The organism is Pseudoalteromonas sp., from assembly GCF_036960685.1.
Taxonomy (GTDB): domain Bacteria; phylum Pseudomonadota; class Gammaproteobacteria; order Enterobacterales; family Alteromonadaceae; genus Pseudoalteromonas.
The window spans coordinates 30,195-47,728 of record NZ_JBALXK010000013.1; the positions used below are offsets into that span (position 1 = coordinate 30,195).

General features: G+C 42.1%; 13 protein-coding genes. 7 read left to right on the forward strand and 6 right to left on the reverse strand.

What is annotated here, in order from left to right:
• The first annotated feature begins 7 nt into the window (after nt 1-7).
• From V7783_RS12200 to V7783_RS12220, 5 genes are all read left to right on the forward strand, one after another.
• On the forward strand, nt 8-2,293 hold the full coding sequence (locus V7783_RS12200) for a beta-N-acetylhexosaminidase (protein WP_335678937.1): 2,286 nt from the start codon (nt 8-10) through the stop codon (nt 2,291-2,293).
• Nucleotides 2,294-2,437: 144 nt separating this feature from the next.
• A complete protein-coding gene (locus V7783_RS12205; RefSeq protein WP_335678938.1) occupies nt 2,438-5,182 on the forward strand; it encodes a family 20 glycosylhydrolase in 2,745 nt (914 codons plus the stop codon).
• A gap of 77 nt (nt 5,183-5,259) precedes the next feature.
• Entirely contained in the window at nt 5,260-5,838 is a 579-nt protein-coding gene (locus tag V7783_RS12210; RefSeq protein WP_335678939.1) for an RNA polymerase sigma factor, read from the forward strand.
• Nucleotides 5,839-5,861: 23 nt separating this feature from the next.
• Nucleotides 5,862-6,890, forward strand: coding sequence for a FecR family protein (locus tag V7783_RS12215; RefSeq protein WP_335678940.1), 1,029 nt, complete (start codon nt 5,862-5,864; stop codon nt 6,888-6,890).
• Between the two features lie 86 nt (nt 6,891-6,976).
• The gene (locus V7783_RS12220) at nt 6,977-9,661 is read left to right on the forward strand and encodes a TonB-dependent receptor (RefSeq protein WP_335678941.1); all 2,685 of its coding nucleotides are present in this window, start codon (nt 6,977-6,979) and stop codon (nt 9,659-9,661) included.
• On the opposite strand, the gene V7783_RS12225 is transcribed toward V7783_RS12220, so the two are convergent.
• Together V7783_RS12225 and V7783_RS12230 are read right to left on the reverse strand one after the other, a co-directional pair.
• A complete protein-coding gene (locus tag V7783_RS12225; protein ID WP_335678942.1) occupies nt 9,658-10,686 on the reverse strand; it encodes a general secretion pathway protein GspB in 1,029 nt (342 codons plus the stop codon). The genes V7783_RS12220 and V7783_RS12225 overlap by 4 nt on opposite strands.
• 13 nt (nt 10,687-10,699) lie before the next feature.
• Nucleotides 10,700-11,617 carry an ExeA family protein gene (locus V7783_RS12230; protein WP_335678943.1) on the reverse strand — a complete coding sequence of 306 codons (918 nt, stop codon included), beginning with the start codon at nt 11,615-11,617 and terminating at the stop codon, nt 10,700-10,702.
• A gap of 128 nt (nt 11,618-11,745) precedes the next feature.
• Between V7783_RS12230 and V7783_RS12235 the strand changes: the two genes are divergently transcribed.
• A complete protein-coding gene (locus V7783_RS12235) occupies nt 11,746-12,855 on the forward strand; it encodes a tRNA nucleotidyltransferase (protein WP_335678944.1) in 1,110 nt (369 codons plus the stop codon).
• A gap of 28 nt (nt 12,856-12,883) precedes the next feature.
• Here the strand turns inward: V7783_RS12235 and V7783_RS12240 are convergent, their stop codons facing one another.
• From V7783_RS12240 to V7783_RS12255, 4 genes are all read right to left on the reverse strand, one after another.
• The gene (locus V7783_RS12240; protein ID WP_335678945.1) at nt 12,884-13,393 is read right to left on the reverse strand and encodes an Lcl C-terminal domain-containing protein; all 510 of its coding nucleotides are present in this window, start codon (nt 13,391-13,393) and stop codon (nt 12,884-12,886) included.
• Complete coding sequence (locus V7783_RS12245; RefSeq protein ID WP_335678946.1) at nt 13,390-15,063, reverse strand: Lcl C-terminal domain-containing protein; 1,674 nt, start codon at nt 15,061-15,063, stop codon at nt 13,390-13,392. Before V7783_RS12245 ends, V7783_RS12240 begins: the two co-directional genes overlap by 4 nt.
• Nucleotides 15,064-15,158: 95 nt before the next feature.
• Nucleotides 15,159-15,491 (reverse strand): hypothetical protein, encoded by a 333-nt coding sequence (locus tag V7783_RS12250; RefSeq protein WP_335678947.1) that lies wholly within the window; start codon nt 15,489-15,491, stop codon nt 15,159-15,161.
• 16 nt (nt 15,492-15,507) lie between these two features.
• Entirely contained in the window at nt 15,508-16,236 is a 729-nt protein-coding gene (locus V7783_RS12255) for a DUF2982 domain-containing protein (protein WP_335678948.1), read from the reverse strand.
• 245 nt (nt 16,237-16,481) lie between these two features.
• On the opposite strand from V7783_RS12255, the gene V7783_RS12260 reads away from it, so the two are divergent.
• Nucleotides 16,482-17,534, forward strand: a complete 1,053-nt coding sequence (locus V7783_RS12260) for an efflux RND transporter periplasmic adaptor subunit (RefSeq protein ID WP_335678949.1) — start codon at nt 16,482-16,484, stop codon at nt 17,532-17,534.

Sequence of the window (17,534 nt, forward strand, 5' to 3'; positions counted from 1 at the left end):
AGTTACAATGCCTCAACGCTATTTTGGTATATACCTACAAAGCAGCCTACTCTCACTGCTATTACTTATTACCCCCTACTTTGCTGTTGCACAGATCACCCCAAAGCCAACCAGCAGCCACTATAGCCAAGGCCATTTTGCTTTGTCTTACGATACTGAAATCCACTATAACCACAATGAAGCCAAAGCGGTCGCGCAGCAGTTTGCTGATTTTCTGCGCCCACCAACAGGCTACCAATTACCCGTAACGCAAGCGAATAACACCGTTAAAAATAGCGTGTTCTTTAAACTTGTTGAGCGCCCTATTAGCGCCGAAGGCTATCAATTAATTGTTGAAAAAGAATTTATAGAAGTTAAAGCAAGTACTGCACAAGGACTCTTTTGGGCGATGCAGTCTCTGCGCCAGTTATTGCCCGAAGCAATAGAATCTCGGATGCCAATCAACCGCCAAAGCTGGCTTATTCCACAAGTTAAAATTCAAGATCAGCCACGCTTTAGTTATCGCGGCATGCATTTAGATGTGAGCCGACACTTCTTCGATGTGGCCTTTATTAAACGTTACATTGACTGGCTCGCTATGCATAAATTTAATGTTTTTCAATGGCATTTAACCGACGACCAAGGCTGGCGTATTGCGATAGATGCTTATCCAAAACTTACCTCCATTGGTGGCACTCGCCCACATACAGTAGTAGGTCATACTTACGATTATAAACCACTGTTTGATAACCAACCGGTATCGGGTTTTTACACTAAAGCCCAAATCAAAGAAGTGCTTGAGTATGCCAAAGCGCGCCATATTGAAGTCATTCCAGAGATTGATATTCCAGGTCACAGCACTGCTATTCTTGCCGCTTACCCTGAACTTTCATGCCACCAACAACCCGTTAGTGTACAAGCCCAATTTGGCATTTTTGAAGATGTGCTATGCCCGCGTGAAGATGTCTTTGAGTTTCTCGCCGTAATTTACCAGGAAGTGGCGGCGCTATTCCCGAGCCAATATATTCATATCGGCGGCGATGAAGTAATAAAAAAACAGTGGCTGGCAAGTGCAGAAGTCAAAAAGTTAATGCAACAGCATAACCTTAAAACCCCCGAGCAAGTACAAAGCTACTTTATTAAACGCGTCGCAAAAATAGTACAAGCGCTTGATAAAAAAGTAATCGGATGGGATGAAATTCTTGAGGGAGGTGTTGCAGATGATGCCTTGATCATGTCATGGCGTGGTACCGAAGGTGGCATTCAAGCGGCGAAAATGGGCCATCAAGTGATCATGAGTCCCTATCAATATATTTATTTTGATGCCTATCAATCACGTAATCTAGACGAACCTAAAGCAATTCATGGCTTAACGGGATTAAAAGACGTCTATCACTATGACCCTCAGCCGAATGATTTAAACGCCGAGCAACAAGCTTACATTATTGGCGCACAAGGCGCTTTATGGACTGAGTACATTAAAACCCCTCGTCACGCCGAGTATATGCTGTTTCCTCGTTTGAGTGCGTTGGCCGAAACCCTCTGGTCTAGTAAAGACAATAAATCTTGGCCTGACTATAGCCAAAACCGCTTACCAGCATTATTTAAACGTTATCAACAAATGCATATCAACACTGCGAATAGCGCCTATAAACCAGCTATTAGTAGCACCATTGATGATACTGGTTTACAAGCAGCAATCACCACAGAGATTGCCGATATCCCCATTTATTACACCTTAGATGGCACAGAGCCGACTCTCGCATCAATACGCTATAACAAGCCAATATTGATAACAAAAGAGACGCAACTACGCGCTAAAAGCTATGCAGCTGCAATTGGTCAATTAGTTGGCGATGCGCGCCTCACTCTTAGCCCGCACTTAGCGCTAACTAAAAAAATCACTCTCAGCCACCCGGCGGCTGAAAGCTCTGCCGCAAAATTACAAGATGGCCAGTTTGCCTATGATCAATTTTACAGCAGTGACGATTATGCGATTTTTTACGACACTGACTTAGAGGCGATAATCGACTTGGCAGAGCCCACGTTGGTGACGCAAGTTAAACTGGGTTACAACAGTGGACGCCATCGCCAGCTCCACCCACCTGTAAAAATTCAGGTTCTAGGCTCAAACGATCAACACACTTGGCAGAGCTTAGCCGAAGACACTAACCCGCAAGGGCCTTTATCCACCATGTCCTTTACTAAATTGAAAGTGCGTTACTTAAAAGTCATTGCGATTAATAGTAAGCAATCTGATGACCCACAAATCCCTAAACTCCCGCTTTACATTGATGAAATTGCCGTAAACTAAAACCGCCCAAAGCCCTCATACTAATTGCGTATTTAGGGCTTTTTTTAGTTTTTCGTTCCCAAACAGCTTCCTAAAAGCGTTTATAACCTTAGAGTCAACTTGCAGTAAGCGCTCTACCGATAATAACAATGCTCAGGAGCCATTATGTTTGTGAAAAAACAAAAACTAACCACCGCACTTTCAGTATTAGCATTACTCACTGCGAGTCAATTTAGTAACGCCCAACCAAATCCAGATAACTTAGCATTAAATTGGCAAGTTATTGATCATGGCATTGGTGAAAATATATTTATGGGTAGCTTAACCATTACTAACAATGGCTTAGAGCCACTCGGTGAAACTGGCTGGGCGTTATACTTTAGCTCAGTGCGGCCACCAGCCAGTGTATTACCAAGTTCAGACTCGAATGGTGAATTGGCTCGCCAACATATTGCGGCACAAAATTTAAGTCTCGACAATGCAGATACAGCAAAAAGCGGGGATTATTTTGTCTTAAAACCCATAGCAGGGTTTACGCCTATTCAACCAGGTGAGTCCCGTGAAATAGAGATCATCGCCCAGTATTGGCAAATGCTAAAAAATGACTCTCCTTCAGGGTTTCATATTAGCTATGATAACCAAACACCTCAGGCGGTATTAGTCGATGTGTATATGGATCCAACTGATCCAAAACAAACCACACAAACAGCAAACGATAATATGCCAGTGCAAAACAGTGCATTGCGATTTAGCGAAAACAGTGCGCCGCTTGCCAGTTTATCGTTACAAAACCAACTTGTCCCTCAGCCGCATTCAGTCGTAACCACTGACAATGAATTTTTAACCTTAATGAGCCAGTTAACCACAATTACTGCGCCAACAGCGCTTACAAAAGAAGCTGCTTACTTGCAAACGGCATTAAGCGATTTACTCAGTGGCAGCTTTGCAATTAATGCCAGCCAACAAAATGGCCCCAACCAAATCACCCTACTGATTGATAGCAACCTCGACACAAATCAAGACGGCCAAGCCGACGGCAGTGGTTATAAACTCGAGATTGATGCTTTTACTGGTATTAAAATTACTGGCAGTGATGCACAAGGGGTGTTTTATGGCATTCAAACATTACGCCAAATGATCCCCACTTCTGTGTATAAAAATGCACAAAACTCTACAACCTTGGCCGACAATGCCGTATTACCCGCAAGCGTTATTCTCGATGCACCACGCTTTGCCTATCGCGGGATGATGCTGGATGTAGCACGCAATTTTCAATCCAAAGAAACGGTATTCAAACTACTCGATTTAATGGCCTTTTATAAATTAAACAAGTTCGAAATTAACCTTGCCAATGATGAAGGCTGGCGACTTGAGATCCCTGGTATTCCTGAACTCACCGACTTTGGTGCCAAGCGTGGTTATGATCTTAATGAAGAAAACATGTTGCATACGTTTATGGGCGCAGCCAATGAATTTGCAGCCGGTGATGGTATAGAAAATAAACCCACAAATCGCACTGAGGCTAACTTAGGCGTTGCGCCGAGTTTTCAAGGTTTTGAAGTTGCTCAGCAAAACTATTTGGGTAAAGGTTGGGGATATTATACCGTTAATGACTTCAAAGAGATTTTACAATATGCCGCCGACCGACATATTGATGTGATCATCGAATATGACTTCCCTGCTCATGCTAGAGCCGCTATTAAAGCAATGGAGTATCGTTATAATAAATATAAAGACAGCAACTTAGCAGAAGCCAATAAATATCGCCTGATCGATCCGCTTGATCAATCCAAATACTATACACCACAATTTTATACTGATAACTTTGTTAATCCGGCGCTTGAGAGCACCTTTACATTTTTAAACCATATTATCAGTGAAACTCGCGCAATTTACGACGCAGTCCCTGATGCAACACTCACTCGTTTACATGGCGGTGGTGATGAACTGCCGCATTTAGGACCAAATGAATGGTGGGCACAATCTCCTGCCGTACAACAAAATCCAAACACAGCGGGCAAAACCGATGCTGAATTGTTTGATTACTTTTTCTTACGCTGGAAACAAATCGTCAATCAACATGGTTTTGATATGGCAACTTGGGGCGATGTGTTATCACATAATGGCACGGGTAACGTAGATTATGGTGCCATCTACCCTATTTTTTGGAACAATGTATGGGGCTGGGGCAATGAACATCAAGCTTATAAGTTTGCTAATCAGGGTTATCAAGTCGTGCTCTCTCATGCCACAAACTTGTATTTGGATTTAGCTTACAATAAACACCCTGATGAAATTGGCTATCATTGGGCGGGCTACACTGACACGAAAAAAACCTTTGAATATCGTCCATTTAATATTTACGCCAATGCCGAAACTGACAAGCTAGGTAATCCTGTGCCTTGGAACCCAAATTGGGTAGTGCTTAATGAAACCGGTAAACAAAATATCCAAGGGATTCAGGCACAGTTATTTGGTGAAAATCAAAAGTCCCCCGAAATTTTAGATTACATGACCTTCCCTAAGTTACTAGGGGCTGCAGAGCGTGCGTGGGTGCAGAGCATGCCAGCCGAAGGAGCCGCTATGGAACAAGCTTGGCAAACCTTCACCAATACCTTAGGGCAATACGCTCTACCACTATTGGACTATTACCAAGTGGTCGATATTAATGCTCAAATGCCAGAACAAATTGGCGTTAATTACCGGATACCACTACCAGGTGGCAATATTGAAAACGGCCAGCTCATAGTGAATACACGCTTTGTTGGCATGAAAACAGAGTATTCAACAGATCAAGGCGCAACGTGGCAAAGTTATCAAGGTCCGGTATCGCTAACAACAACAGCAAGTGTACAACTGAGAACGGTAAGTGATTCTGGCAAAGTAAGCCGCGTCGCAACAGTTAACTAGCTAAGCAAACTACACGTGGGTTGTACTTTTGGTGCAACTCACGTTGCACTATAAATGGAAGAATAGGATGCGTAGCCATGCCACCTTTATTGTCATTTAAACGAAAGAAAGCCGCAAACGAGGCTCCGGTGGCGGTACATGCCGATGCCAAGCGCCGTCAGCAGGTTGAGCAGTTATTTTTACAACAACAGCAAAAGTTGGTGCGCCATATTATGGCGAAAGGCCTTGATCAGCGTGAAGCTGAAGACATAGCGCAAGAGGCATTCGTAAAGCTATTGGGTTTAGAAGATACTCAAGTGAGTAATTATATTGCGGCTTATTTATATAAAATAGCGACCAACTTAACTATTGATAAACTACGTAGAAAAGCCCGCAGTCCGTTTGCGGAGCACACTGACGAAAGTGAACAAATGCCGCAACCTGGCAACAGTGCCAACCCAGAAAAAAATCACCACAACCAAGAGTTACTTAAAGAAATGGAAAAGTCCCTCGCCAGCTTACCAGACAAATGTAGACTGGCCTTTTTATTGTATAAAATCCGTGGTCAAAGTTATGAAGAAATCGCTTTGACCTTACAAATATCTCCCAGTATGGTACGAAAATATGTATTACGTGCAGTTCGTCATTGCTATCAACAGTTACAACATGAGCTTTGATCATGAGTTTTAAGGATATTAGCATGAACCCATCACCTGACGATTTAGCGATTATTGAAGAGCAAGCCGCTGATTGGCTACTGTTATTAGAAGAACAACAGCTGTCTGTTAGTAACAACCAGCACTACCCAGTCGAACTGCAAGATTGGTTGACGCAAAGCGAATTGCACCGTGATATTTTTCAAAAAATGCAGCAACTATGGCAAGTATCCACCCAGCTAGATACTGATTATGTAGAGCAACAACTTGCGCAAATACCACCGGTAAACGATATCAGTAAACGTGCTGAGAAACGCTCTCGGATAGGCTACTTTGCTCTTGCTGCGGCGTTTTTCTTATTAAGCTTTACTGTATTTCTTAATGTTGAACAACCCAGTAATAAGACGGTAACGGTTGCAAATAACAGTGCCGCCATGACCAATGTACAGAATCAGTTTTTTCGCACCACAATTAATGAGTACCGTACTATCACCTTAGCCGATAACAGCCGGGTAGATTTAGGGGCTAATAGTCAATTAGCGGTGCGTTATAGTAACAGCTCGCGAGAGTTAACTTTATACCAAGGTGAAGCGCTCTTTTCGGTCGCTAAAGACAAACAGCGACCCTTTATTGTGCGCCACCAGCAAAGCCAAGTAGAAGCGCTAGGCACTGTGTTTAATGTGCGTGCAAACCCTGATTCTATTCGTGTTGATGTACTTGAAGGCACAGTATCAGTAGCCCAGCAACAAGTTATAAAATTAAGCCAAGGACAAGCCGCACTGGTAACTCAGTCTGGCACTATTACGCGTAGCAGAGCACAAGGAGAAAACCTTACTATGGATTGGCAACAGGGTCGTTTAGTGTATCAAAATGCCCGCTTAGGTGATGTACTCAATGATGTTGCCCGTTACAGTGAGCTGAAAATAACCCTTGGCAGTCAGCAGCTTAGCCAATTTACCTACAATGGTAGTTTGTTAACCTCTGAAATCGACACATGGCTACACAGCCTTGATAAAATTTACCCAATTACTGTGACTCAACAAGGTAAAGAATATACGTTAACAATTAACTAAATTGTAAGTTAGCTAAAAGTGGCATGGCATATGTGAGCTAAAAATGGTACAAAGTTTGGACAATAATAAAAATATTGAATCAAACCATGTTATTAAGCTTATTAACCAAGCAATTACCTTGGTTAATATTATTTAGTAGCTGTGTACATGCTACCGACAACTATCAATTTAATTTACCTGAGGCCACTTTGCAGCAGCGTATCCTCGATGTTGCCGCGCAAAGTGGCTGGCAACTTAGCGCCGCAGATTTAGCAGAGCCTACTCTTCTTTCCCCTTTACAAGGGCGTTTTACGCTTGAACAATTACTGGTTAAAATCTTTGCCAATAGCCAATATCAATTTACCTTAGACTCAACTCAACAGCGTATTTTTGTAACTCCAACAGCAGCAGATAAACAGGGCGAATTTGAGCGCATTATAGTCACTGGCGTCAGTGGTAAAACGCGTAATATTTTAAATTCCTCTATTTCAATCACCCAACTTTCAACACACCAACTAGAGCAACACACCCCGTATTCCAGCGCCGAAATCCTTAAAAACGTTACAGGCTTTTGGGTAGAGGATTCCGGTGGTGAAACCAATAACAATGTTGCACCGCGCGGCCTGCGCGGTGGTGAAGGGTTTCGTTTTATTAGTTTAATGGAAGATGGGCTGCCAATAACCTACGACGGTATTTGGAGTGACTTTTTTTTACGCCCTGATTTAACTCACCAAACCATTGAAGCGGTAAGAGGTGGTAGTAGCGGTATTTTCACCGTCAACGGTCCAGCTGCTATGATTAACTATATTGGTCGTCGCGGCTCAGAGATACCATTTAACTTAGTCAAACTTAGCCAAGCGCTAAATTATGACTATACACGTCTTGATGGCGTATTTAGTGGCCCCATTAATGATCAGCTATTTTATACTTTAGGTGGTTTTTACAGGAGCTCAAATGGCATTCGAGAACCGGGTTTTAACAGTGACTTAGGCGGTCAATTTAGCGCTCGACTAAGCTGGCTAACTGATGATGTAGAACTGGATTTTAGCTACAAACATTTAAACGATAAAACCAACTTTTATGCCCCATTAGTCATGCAAAATCATGGCACTATAAAACAACTACAAAGTCTACCCTATGACTACGGCACACTGCTTAGCGATGATCTAAAATTATTGAATTTTTATACCCCTGAAGGCATGCGCCAACACGATTTAGAAGATGCGCAGCAGAGCTTAATGAACAGCTACACAGTACAATTTAAAGGGCTACTGTCAGAGCAATTGCAACTTAATAATATTACCCGTTACGCAGATTTAAGTAATCGCTTTTATACATTAATGAACTTAGGCAACGAGAGCATCATTGATGCCAGTAGCCGCTTACAATTTGATGACGTAAGCCAGTTCAAAAATAATTTTTCAGATGCCAATTTACAAGAAGAATTACAAGCTAAGTACCAGCGCAGTACAGATAAAACGTTAATTCAAGATCCCAGCCAACTTAATGGCAATGGGCTGATCACATCAAGCTACCCAATGTACTCTGACTATAAGCAACAGCAGTTTATAAATCATTTTAGTGTTAATTACCTAAAAGAGCATTGGTCAATCAGCTTAGGGCATATATACGCCCACAGCGATTTTAGCTCTCTGCCTTTAGATCAATGGCTTGGGCAATTACTTACCGACGTTAAACACCAGCCTGAACGGCTTGATATTGTGCTGGTAGATCAGAAGGATAATGTTGTCGCTAATTTTACCGAGCAAGGCTTTTTATCTTATGCGGGGCCTGTGTATTTAAAAGGCCAAGGGCAGTCACAGTCGCATTCTCTTTATGCAAGCTTAGACTGGCAAATAACCGACAAACTCAGGGTTGATTTTGCTCTACGTAATGAGCAGCTCAAGCTAAGTAGTCGCAGCCAACAAGGGCTGCTATCAACCTCGAGTAATTCAAAAAACTATTACTCACATTACACGCCTGCAAGTTCAATAACTGATTCATTTAGTGAAAATGCACTCAGTATTGGCGCCAACTACCAACTTAGTGAGCAACTAGCGGTGTTTACCCGTTATGCTGACGCCTTTGAAATGCCGCGACTAATAAATTATGGTAATGCTCGCGGTTGGGCTAAAAACGATGAACAACGCGCGCAGCAAAATTTTGGCCAGCCAATAAGCTTAACCTTGACTGAAATAGGTTTGCGTTATCAAGCACCAGATTGGCAGTTTAGTGGGACTGTATTTGATACCAACTTTGATCCCCTGCCCTTTACCGTATATCGCGGTGCAGCGAGCACCCAACAAGCGGTGTTAATTAATACACAAACTCAAGGATTAGAGTTCGAATATAACTACTTCTTTGATAAGGCTTGGCAGTTTGCTGCGATAGGCGTGTGGCAGGATGCTGGGTTTTATGGCATTCCTGCGCAATTACCACAAAGTGAGTTTAATGGTAATCAAATAACTCGTACCCCAGAGTTACAACTGCGGCTAACTCCTGAATATAACGCTGGGCCACTAACGGTTGCCGTCACTTGGTCTTATGTAGGAGAGCGTTATTCTGATATTGCCAATCAGTTTGCTTTACCGGCTTATCAAACCTGGGATTTATTTGCAGAATATGTGTTGACTGAGCAACTCAGTACGCAACTCGAAGTGAAAAACCTCACCAATACATTAGGCTTAACGGAAGGCAATCCAAGGGATGACTTAAGTCATCAAGAACCGTTATTTTATGGACGACCAATTTTTGGCCGTACCATAAAAGTGGCGCTTAGTTATCAGTTTTAATTAGGCCAATCTTGAAGCGCTTTTAAACTAAATTCGTAATCATCAAAACTAAGTACCGTTTGCTCTGGGGTGATCTCCAACACTCTTAAATCACCAATGCTATCACCTTCATATAATTCACGGTTATTGAGTTTCACCCAGCGTTTATCAGGCGATGATGAATAAATATGCGCTTGGTATTTAATGTCTGGGATTATCGCAAGCAAGGCATCTGGCAATAACTCAATAGGCTCGGCATAAGATGAATTTTTGGTACCTTGAGTGATTTGGTGCGGCTTTGTATCTTGCGTGTCTTCAATAGCACGGGCAAACGCATCTTTTAATGCTGTTGGTACTGTTTCCAGTTCTTCATCACTTACTGTTGCAGCTGGTTTTGTCTGCTCGCGAGCAGGCTCCCCCATAGGCTTGCCTAATACCTTGTATTTACTCATATCAATATTGCTAGCACTATTATTAATAGTCGGCTGCATTTGCATGGTATTCGGATTGTATTGCGGCGGCGCTGCATACACTTGCTGATAGCCATTAGGCGTTTGCACTAGCGTAGGCTGACCTTGAGGATACGCAGGCATATTATTTACTGGTACTTGCACCCACTGGTATTGCCCTGCCCCTTGTTGGTATTGCTGAGGTTGGTATTGCTGAGGCTGGGAAAATTGTGGCTGTGATATCGGCTGCGTGCTGGCAACTTGTGCAGGATTCGTTTGTGCTGGGCTCGTTTGCACAGCTGCTGGTTGCTCAGGCTCCAAAGTAACAGCCGCAGCTGTTTTTTCATCCGTAGGCTGTGGCTCAACAGTGCTTGCTAATTGCTCTGGCGAATTTAAATAATTTGTTTGCAACCATTTACCAATTGAAAACCCCGCCATCAAGGTCAGTAAAAAAGCAACCAACAAGCCAAGCGAAATTGCAATAAAACGATAGCGTTGCAGCTCTTGTTGCTGTTTTAGTTGTTCAGCGTTTCTGTCATGAGCAGACGCTTCGTCATGTTGTTCTGATTGTTTTAAGGCATCTAATAAATACGACATATATGACCATTAATTAAAGAATAAACGACAAACCAATACCCATACCGAACACAGTTAAAAATGCCAATGGATAGAGCCAATTAAACGACGATTGCTGCGCAACACTAACAGCACTTAATGCACTGGGCGGTAACGCCTCTTGTGCAGAGCGCATTACTATATCACTATCAATCATGGTTAGCTGCTTAGAAAAAGCGCCCATTAAACAGCGTTCACATAATAAATTTACTAAACGCGGAATACCTGCCGTCACTAAGTGAATTGTTTTTAACGCATCGTTAGAAAACAGCCCGCGATCGCAGCCTGCCACATATAAACGGTGTTTAACGTAGGCAAAGGTTTGCCCCTCTGTTAACGGCAATAAATGATAGCGTGCGGTGATCCGCTGCGCTAACTGGCGTAACTCATTACGTTTCAGTAAGGCTTGTAATTCAGGTTGCCCTACTAACACGATTTGCAATAATTTTTTATGATTGGTTTCGATATTAGTAAGTAATCGCAACTGCTCAAGTACATCAGGCGCAAGTAACTGGGCTTCATCTATAATTAAAATAGTGTGTCCACCGGCGTGATGATTCGCTTCAAGGTGCTTTTTAATTGCATCCGTTAACGTTTTTAACGTGGCATTTTGCTCATCATAAGCAATGCTGAATTCATCGCAAATACTCGCCAATAGTTCTAGCTGCGATAAAGCGGGGTTATGGATCAAAGCAACTTGCGTATTCTCAGGCAATTGCTCTTGCAAGCTACGGGTAAGGGTGGTTTTTCCTGTGCCCACTTCGCCAGTCAGTAATACAAAACCTCCCGCTTCACCTAAACCATAGGTTAGATGAGCCAAAGCCTCTTTATGACGTTCACTTAAAAACAAATACTGTGGGTTTGGCGCGATTGAAAATGGTTTTTCTGACAAGCCAAAGTAGCTTAAATACACCCTGAATTTCCTTGCTGAGTAAATCAGCGCCTATAATGGCAAAAAAATGCGCTAAGTGAAAACCTTGTTAGCGTTTTATTAGTGAAATAACGTAAAATAGTTTGCACAGTTAATATTCAGGGTGAGTTATGCAAGTTTATTTGGTAGGTGGCGCAGTTAGAGACGAACTACTTGGGCGAGTTGTTAAAGAGCGCGACTACGTAGTTGTTGGAGCAACACCAGAACAATTACTCAAACAAGGCTATCAACAAGTCGGAAAAGACTTTCCGGTATTTCTGCACCCTAAAAGCAAAGAAGAATATGCCCTCGCCCGCACCGAACGTAAACAAGGCCAAGGATATACCGGGTTTGTGTGTGAGTTCTCGCCCGATGTCACTTTAGAAGATGACTTACGTCGCCGCGATTTAACGGTTAACGCCATCGCTAAAGCGGATGATGGCAGCTTAATTGACCCTTACGGTGGCAAGCAAGATTTAGATAATCGTATTTTGCGCCATGTATCCGAAGCATTTAGTGAAGATCCACTGCGTATCTTACGCGTTGCCCGATTTGGGGCTCGCTACCATTATTTAGGCTTTACCATTGCCGATGAAACTCAAGCATTATTAACCCAGATGATCGACCGTGGCGAACTAAACACACTCACCGCAGAACGTATTTGGTTAGAGTGTGAAAAGTCCCTAGCGGATGGGGCTTTTGCTGAGTTTTTAAATATTTTAGCGCAATTAGGTGCACTAAGTGTGATCAGCCCTGCTTTAGCTAGTAACTGGAGCAAGGAATTATATCAGCAACTAAAAACCCGTTACGCGTATGCAAAAAGCCAAAATATAACCGATCAAGCATTACTGTTTGCGCAAGCCACCAGCTCGTTAACCGCTGATGACATTAAAGCCATTAGCGAAAGGATTCGCTTACCCAATGATGTACGCGATCTCGCATTACAACTCAATGCCCACCTTGCAACTTTAACGAGTAAAGCAATCAAGGCTGAACAGTTACTTGCCTGTTGTAACCAACTTGATTTGTGGCGTCGGCCAGAGCGATTTGAAGCAGTACTTAAGGCCATTGAGATTAATCAAGCCGCCCCACTTGGCAATCAACAAAAATTATTAACGGCAACCAGCACGGCAAGAGCAATCAACCCGCAGCAATTTATTGCCCAAGGGATAAAAGGCGCGCAAATAAAAACCGCGCTAGAGCAAGCGCGGTTAGAAGTATTCCAGCAATATTTTACTTAAAATACCGTACTTAACTTAAACGACCGTGTTATTTTTCATATCGAACTAAGCGTAAATAAATGAACGACTTTTTATCGTGTAGGCTGTTAAGACCTCTATCAAAGGTATATACCCAAGCTGCGGTTTTATCAGCAATACCGGATGTATTAGTCCAATAGTTTTCACTTGTATTACCCAAAAACACTGTCTCATTAATACTGGGTGTTACACAGCTGTGCTCTAAAATACTGGCAAGCTCTTTATTATTAGGTATTTGCCAATCCTTATAAGAACCAGTGCGGTCGTTTACCGCGGCTCTTAATGCTTCTTGCCAGTTAACTTTGACAATGCTGTTTAAACAGCTATTGGTTGTTAGATCATAGCTTTGTCCATAACTGCAGGTTTGCCACATAAGTCCCGTTACACTGTCGCTCACAGTGCCATCTGTGTGCATTGTAAAACGCGCAGTAGGCGTTGTTTGCGTTACGCCTTCATAACAACTTTGCACAGCCATTACGCTAGGGCTAGCTAGCAATAAGCCAATTAATAATGGTTTCATTGTGATGCTCCTGCGGTTCTGACTAATCGAACAAACGCGGTGTTACTTTTTGGATAAGCCAAATCATTCCCATCGCTCATATCAAAAATATACGCTTGCGATAAACTAGTGCCATCTACTGCAGTTTGTGAGGTCCAATAAATCAGTCCATCTGCGAGTAAGTTACTATTAGGCGTATTAGGAAAGTAATTCTCATCAAGTAATATTGATTGCCCATGCTTGCCATAATTAAGTAGTGTTAATAACTCTGTGTAGCTAGGCACTCGCCAGTTAGTACCGCCACAATAATCAAGAGCATTGACCGCATTAACGTATACTTGCAAATTACAGTTACTATTACTTGGACAAGTACTGTTTGTAGTGCCAAGGCTACTTCCCGTTTGCACACCATCTTCATTGGTTAAATACCAAGTATAATGATTTTGTCCTTCTCGAAGTTGCGTGTTAGGTAAAGTGCCAGTGTTAGGGCTTTTTACTTCCCAAATCAAACCGGTAACATTATCGCGAATACAGCTAAAATTAGCAGCGCTATCTAGTAACTCATCGGCAAACTGGTTAAGTTTTGTAAAATCAAACGCCTGCTCACCTTGGCCGACTTTTTCGATGTGTGAGCCAACACCGCTATCACGCCCTACAGACGCATCTTGACGAGGAAAATCAGGGCTTGTACAAGCTATCTCTTGGGTATTGTTATAACACTTGCTCATACCGGTATCATTGAGCAAACCCAGTGGCTTGGATTTAACCACTATATCAACAGTGTCAGTATCAGTACGGCCTTTACTATCGGTCACGGTTACTTCAAAGGTGTGTGTATTTACAGCCTCTGTAGCAGGTGCTGTGAAAGAAGTAATGCATTGCTGTTGGTTATCAAGCACCGCGGTGCCTGCTGTTTGCTGCCAAAAACATTTAAATGTTTCGGTCACGGTTTCAGATGCTGTGGCATCTAAAGTCACTTTTTCCAGCTCAATGACACTCTGATCATTACCTGCATTAGCAATAATAACTTCACTGGTTTTATTTAAGGTATGAGAATACTCGGTGCTTGCCTCTCCCCCTTCATCGTCTACCACTGTGATTAACCAAGTGATCAAGGTATTTGTATCAAGCAACGGATGCGAAAAACTAATGGTCGCGTTACTGTTACTATCCACGGCAAGAGTTGGGCCTGCAATTTGTTGCCAGTTATAACTATTAATTTGACCATTTTCATCAGGATCTATCGACCCTGCCGCGCTAAGCGTGATTCTATCTTTATAATCAGAAGGGAGCGTTGCAGGGGCAGTTTGAGTAACAATAACTTGCGGAAGCTGATTATTTGATTCTATTGCAATCAGTAAGTCATCACTAACTAATTGACCATCAGTGGTCTGGTAGCTAACACGCAGTAATAATTCACTGTCTGCTTTTATATCAGGGGCCGTTACGGTTTGTAGTGCGCCATCAAGCGGAAAGCCGTCAATAATCGGGCCACTGACTCGCTGCCAAGTAAACGTACCATCGGCAGGAGACCCTTTGGCTTCGATGGTAAATTCACTTTTTTCAATAATTTGCTGATCATTTCCCGCAAATACAGAGGCGGCTACAACTGGGTTATCATTTCCCCCGCCACCGCCACCACATGCGGCTAGTAAAGTTAAAATTGGGGCAATTATCAAGGCTGATTTCATGCACTGCTTCCTCATTAAAATCGAAATTGCATAACGGAAAACGTTATGCCAATAAATTTATGAAGCAATTACAGTGCCAGTACAGTGGAGGAATATTATAAATAGCTGTCTTGATGGATACGGACAAACAGCTTTGTCCCTATTTTACTGTAATCAACCTTATATTCACGACCATCCAGCGCTTGAATAAACAGTAAGCGTTTTTCTTCGCCAAACACATCAACACTACCAATATAGACCATTTCCAAATAACGTTCTTTGGCTTCGCGGCGGTTTTTTGGCAACTCTTCTTTAAATGGCTCCAAACCGTGTTGGGTTACTTTGATTTTTGGGTGTATTTCAGAGTTCACGATCACTAAATCGAGTTTTTTATCTTTGTGGATAATGGTGTTTCTGCCACTTTTAATAAAAGATCTTTCTTGGCTCATCGCTTCATCCTACTAACTAACGCCTATCATCAAGCGTCTTTCTCTCTAATTGAGATTCTATAAATACTACTGGGTTACTGCGCCACGCATTTAAGTTACGGCTAAAGTCCCAAATACTGCTATCTAATACACTTGCAGGTAACAACAAATCGTATCCGGTTAATTGTTGTAAGTGCCGCATCCGGTTAGCAAACATGGCAATCAAACCATTAAAGCTACGCCCATGCGCTGAAGTGTAATGATTATCTTCAATTAGCCATTCTGATGGGCAATTACCATTTTTGCAATGTTTTTGAACTACTTGCATAAATAAATGCCGTTGCTCTATCAATAATTTACCCGCAATTCTCGGCGCCAACTGTGATAAAAATTCATCTGTATTATTGAGTTTAATACCTACGGCATTTAACTCAAGCTGTTCAAGCTGTTGTTCTACTTTAGGAATCCCGCTGTGATGGAAATTTTCTTGCCTAACGCACCAATAACCATATTTATGCTGGTAAGTAAGTTCATGTTCTGTAATAACTAAACTATAAAATGGCTCTTGAGTTTTTAAAAAACCAACAAAAATAGCAGCCAAACATAAACTCACTAAAAAGATTTCTAAAATACTAATTTCACCAGGGCGCAGTAAATTGAATAGCATTATAAATATAAGCCCTATTGCACCCACACTGAGAATTTCTATGCCATTGCGCGCGCCTTGCGCACGTAATTTCAACACGGCGTGCTTACATTTAACCATAACGATAAAAAACTATATAAAAAACGTACATAATTATAGCCCAAATAATCAATTTACGTATTTTCAAACAATGTGAACATTTGCTCGTTAACTTCATAACTTCCTCATTTCTAATTACAAAATAGGAACAAATTGATAAATACTTTAACTTTTACGCCTAACCGACAGATTTATGAGATACGCGACAGCTATTCCACGCTGTTATTTTGTACACTAGAGGCAATTAATTTTCCGGTATTTTAAAAATGTATTCAAAGCAATCTGGCAAAGCGCTATTTCCATTTATTATTACTCTACTTCTTGGGCTGTGTGTTTACCTTTACTTGCCAAGTAGTCAAGGTGAGCAATCCGACTTTACTGCAAGTGCAACCCAAGTTACAGCACATACTGTAGCGAGTGAAGAAAATGCAGTGCTCATTGAGGCTATCGGCAGCGCGCGTGCGAATCAAGCAATTTATATCAAAAGCGCACAAAATGACTATGTAACTGACATTTTTTTCAAAGACGGTGACTTAGTTAGTAAAGGTCAAAAGTTGGTACAGTTACAATCATTACAAGAAGAACTGACAGTCAAAGAGCTGGCAATTAACTTACGCGAAGAAAAACGTCAACTTGAGCGTTTAACTGAGCTTTCTCGCTCACAAGCAACCGCAAAATCATTATTAGAAGAACAACTTTCTCGCGTTGATGCCACCGAAGCGCAGTTAGAAAATGCCAAAACAAAACTCTCTGAAATGACTATCACTGCGCCATTTTCAGGTATTTTAGGAAAGCGCCAGATTTCAATTGGTGCCTATGTAAATAACAGCACTATAATTACCAGCTTAGATGATATCAGCATCATCAAGGTAGATTTCAAAGTACCTGAAAAATACCTCGCGCAATTAAACGTTGGCATGAAAGTTATGACCCAAAACGACGCTTACCCAGAGAAAACATTTACCGGTAAAGTAACCCATGTAAGTGCACGTATTGATGCAATTACCCGCAGTGTTGAGGTAACAGCAAGTTTCGCCAATAAAAGTGGCTTATTACGCCCAGGCATGCTGCTTAATACCGCCCTGCAACTGAGCGCCAATCAAGCCATGATGGTGCCAGAGAAAGCGGTTATTCCACAGCAAGATAAACATTTTGTTTTTCAAATTGAAGACGGCATAGCCACCAAAGTAGAAGTTCATGTTGCGGGCCGCCACAACGGCTGGGTTGCCATTGATGAAGGTATTAGTAATGGTCAACTAATTGTTACAGAAGGAATTATTAAAATTCGTTCTGGTAGCAAAGTGTCTGTGAAGGGGTAA

Excerpts from the sequence above, each read along its gene's own strand:
- V7783_RS12220 (WP_335678941.1), top strand. The coding sequence starts at position 6,977 with ATGTTATTAAGCTTATTAACCAAGCAATTACCTTGGTTAATATTATTT.
- V7783_RS12260 (WP_335678949.1), top strand. The coding sequence starts at position 16,482 with ATGTATTCAAAGCAATCTGGCAAAGCGCTATTTCCATTTATTATTACT.
- V7783_RS12240 (WP_335678945.1), bottom strand. The coding sequence starts at position 13,393 with ATGAAACCATTATTAATTGGCTTATTGCTAGCTAGCCCTAGCGTAATG.
- V7783_RS12245 (WP_335678946.1), bottom strand. The coding sequence starts at position 15,063 with ATGAAATCAGCCTTGATAATTGCCCCAATTTTAACTTTACTAGCCGCA.
- V7783_RS12225 (WP_335678942.1), bottom strand. The coding sequence starts at position 10,686 with ATGTCGTATTTATTAGATGCCTTAAAACAATCAGAACAACATGACGAA.
- V7783_RS12200 (WP_335678937.1), top strand. The coding sequence starts at position 8 with ATGCCTCAACGCTATTTTGGTATATACCTACAAAGCAGCCTACTCTCA.
- V7783_RS12205 (WP_335678938.1), top strand. The coding sequence starts at position 2,438 with ATGTTTGTGAAAAAACAAAAACTAACCACCGCACTTTCAGTATTAGCA.
- V7783_RS12255 (WP_335678948.1), bottom strand. The coding sequence starts at position 16,236 with ATGGTTAAATGTAAGCACGCCGTGTTGAAATTACGTGCGCAAGGCGCG.
- V7783_RS12215 (WP_335678940.1), top strand. The coding sequence starts at position 5,862 with ATGAACCCATCACCTGACGATTTAGCGATTATTGAAGAGCAAGCCGCT.
- V7783_RS12235 (WP_335678944.1), top strand. The coding sequence starts at position 11,746 with ATGCAAGTTTATTTGGTAGGTGGCGCAGTTAGAGACGAACTACTTGGG.
- V7783_RS12250 (WP_335678947.1), bottom strand. The coding sequence starts at position 15,491 with ATGAGCCAAGAAAGATCTTTTATTAAAAGTGGCAGAAACACCATTATC.
- V7783_RS12210 (WP_335678939.1), top strand. The coding sequence starts at position 5,260 with ATGCCACCTTTATTGTCATTTAAACGAAAGAAAGCCGCAAACGAGGCT.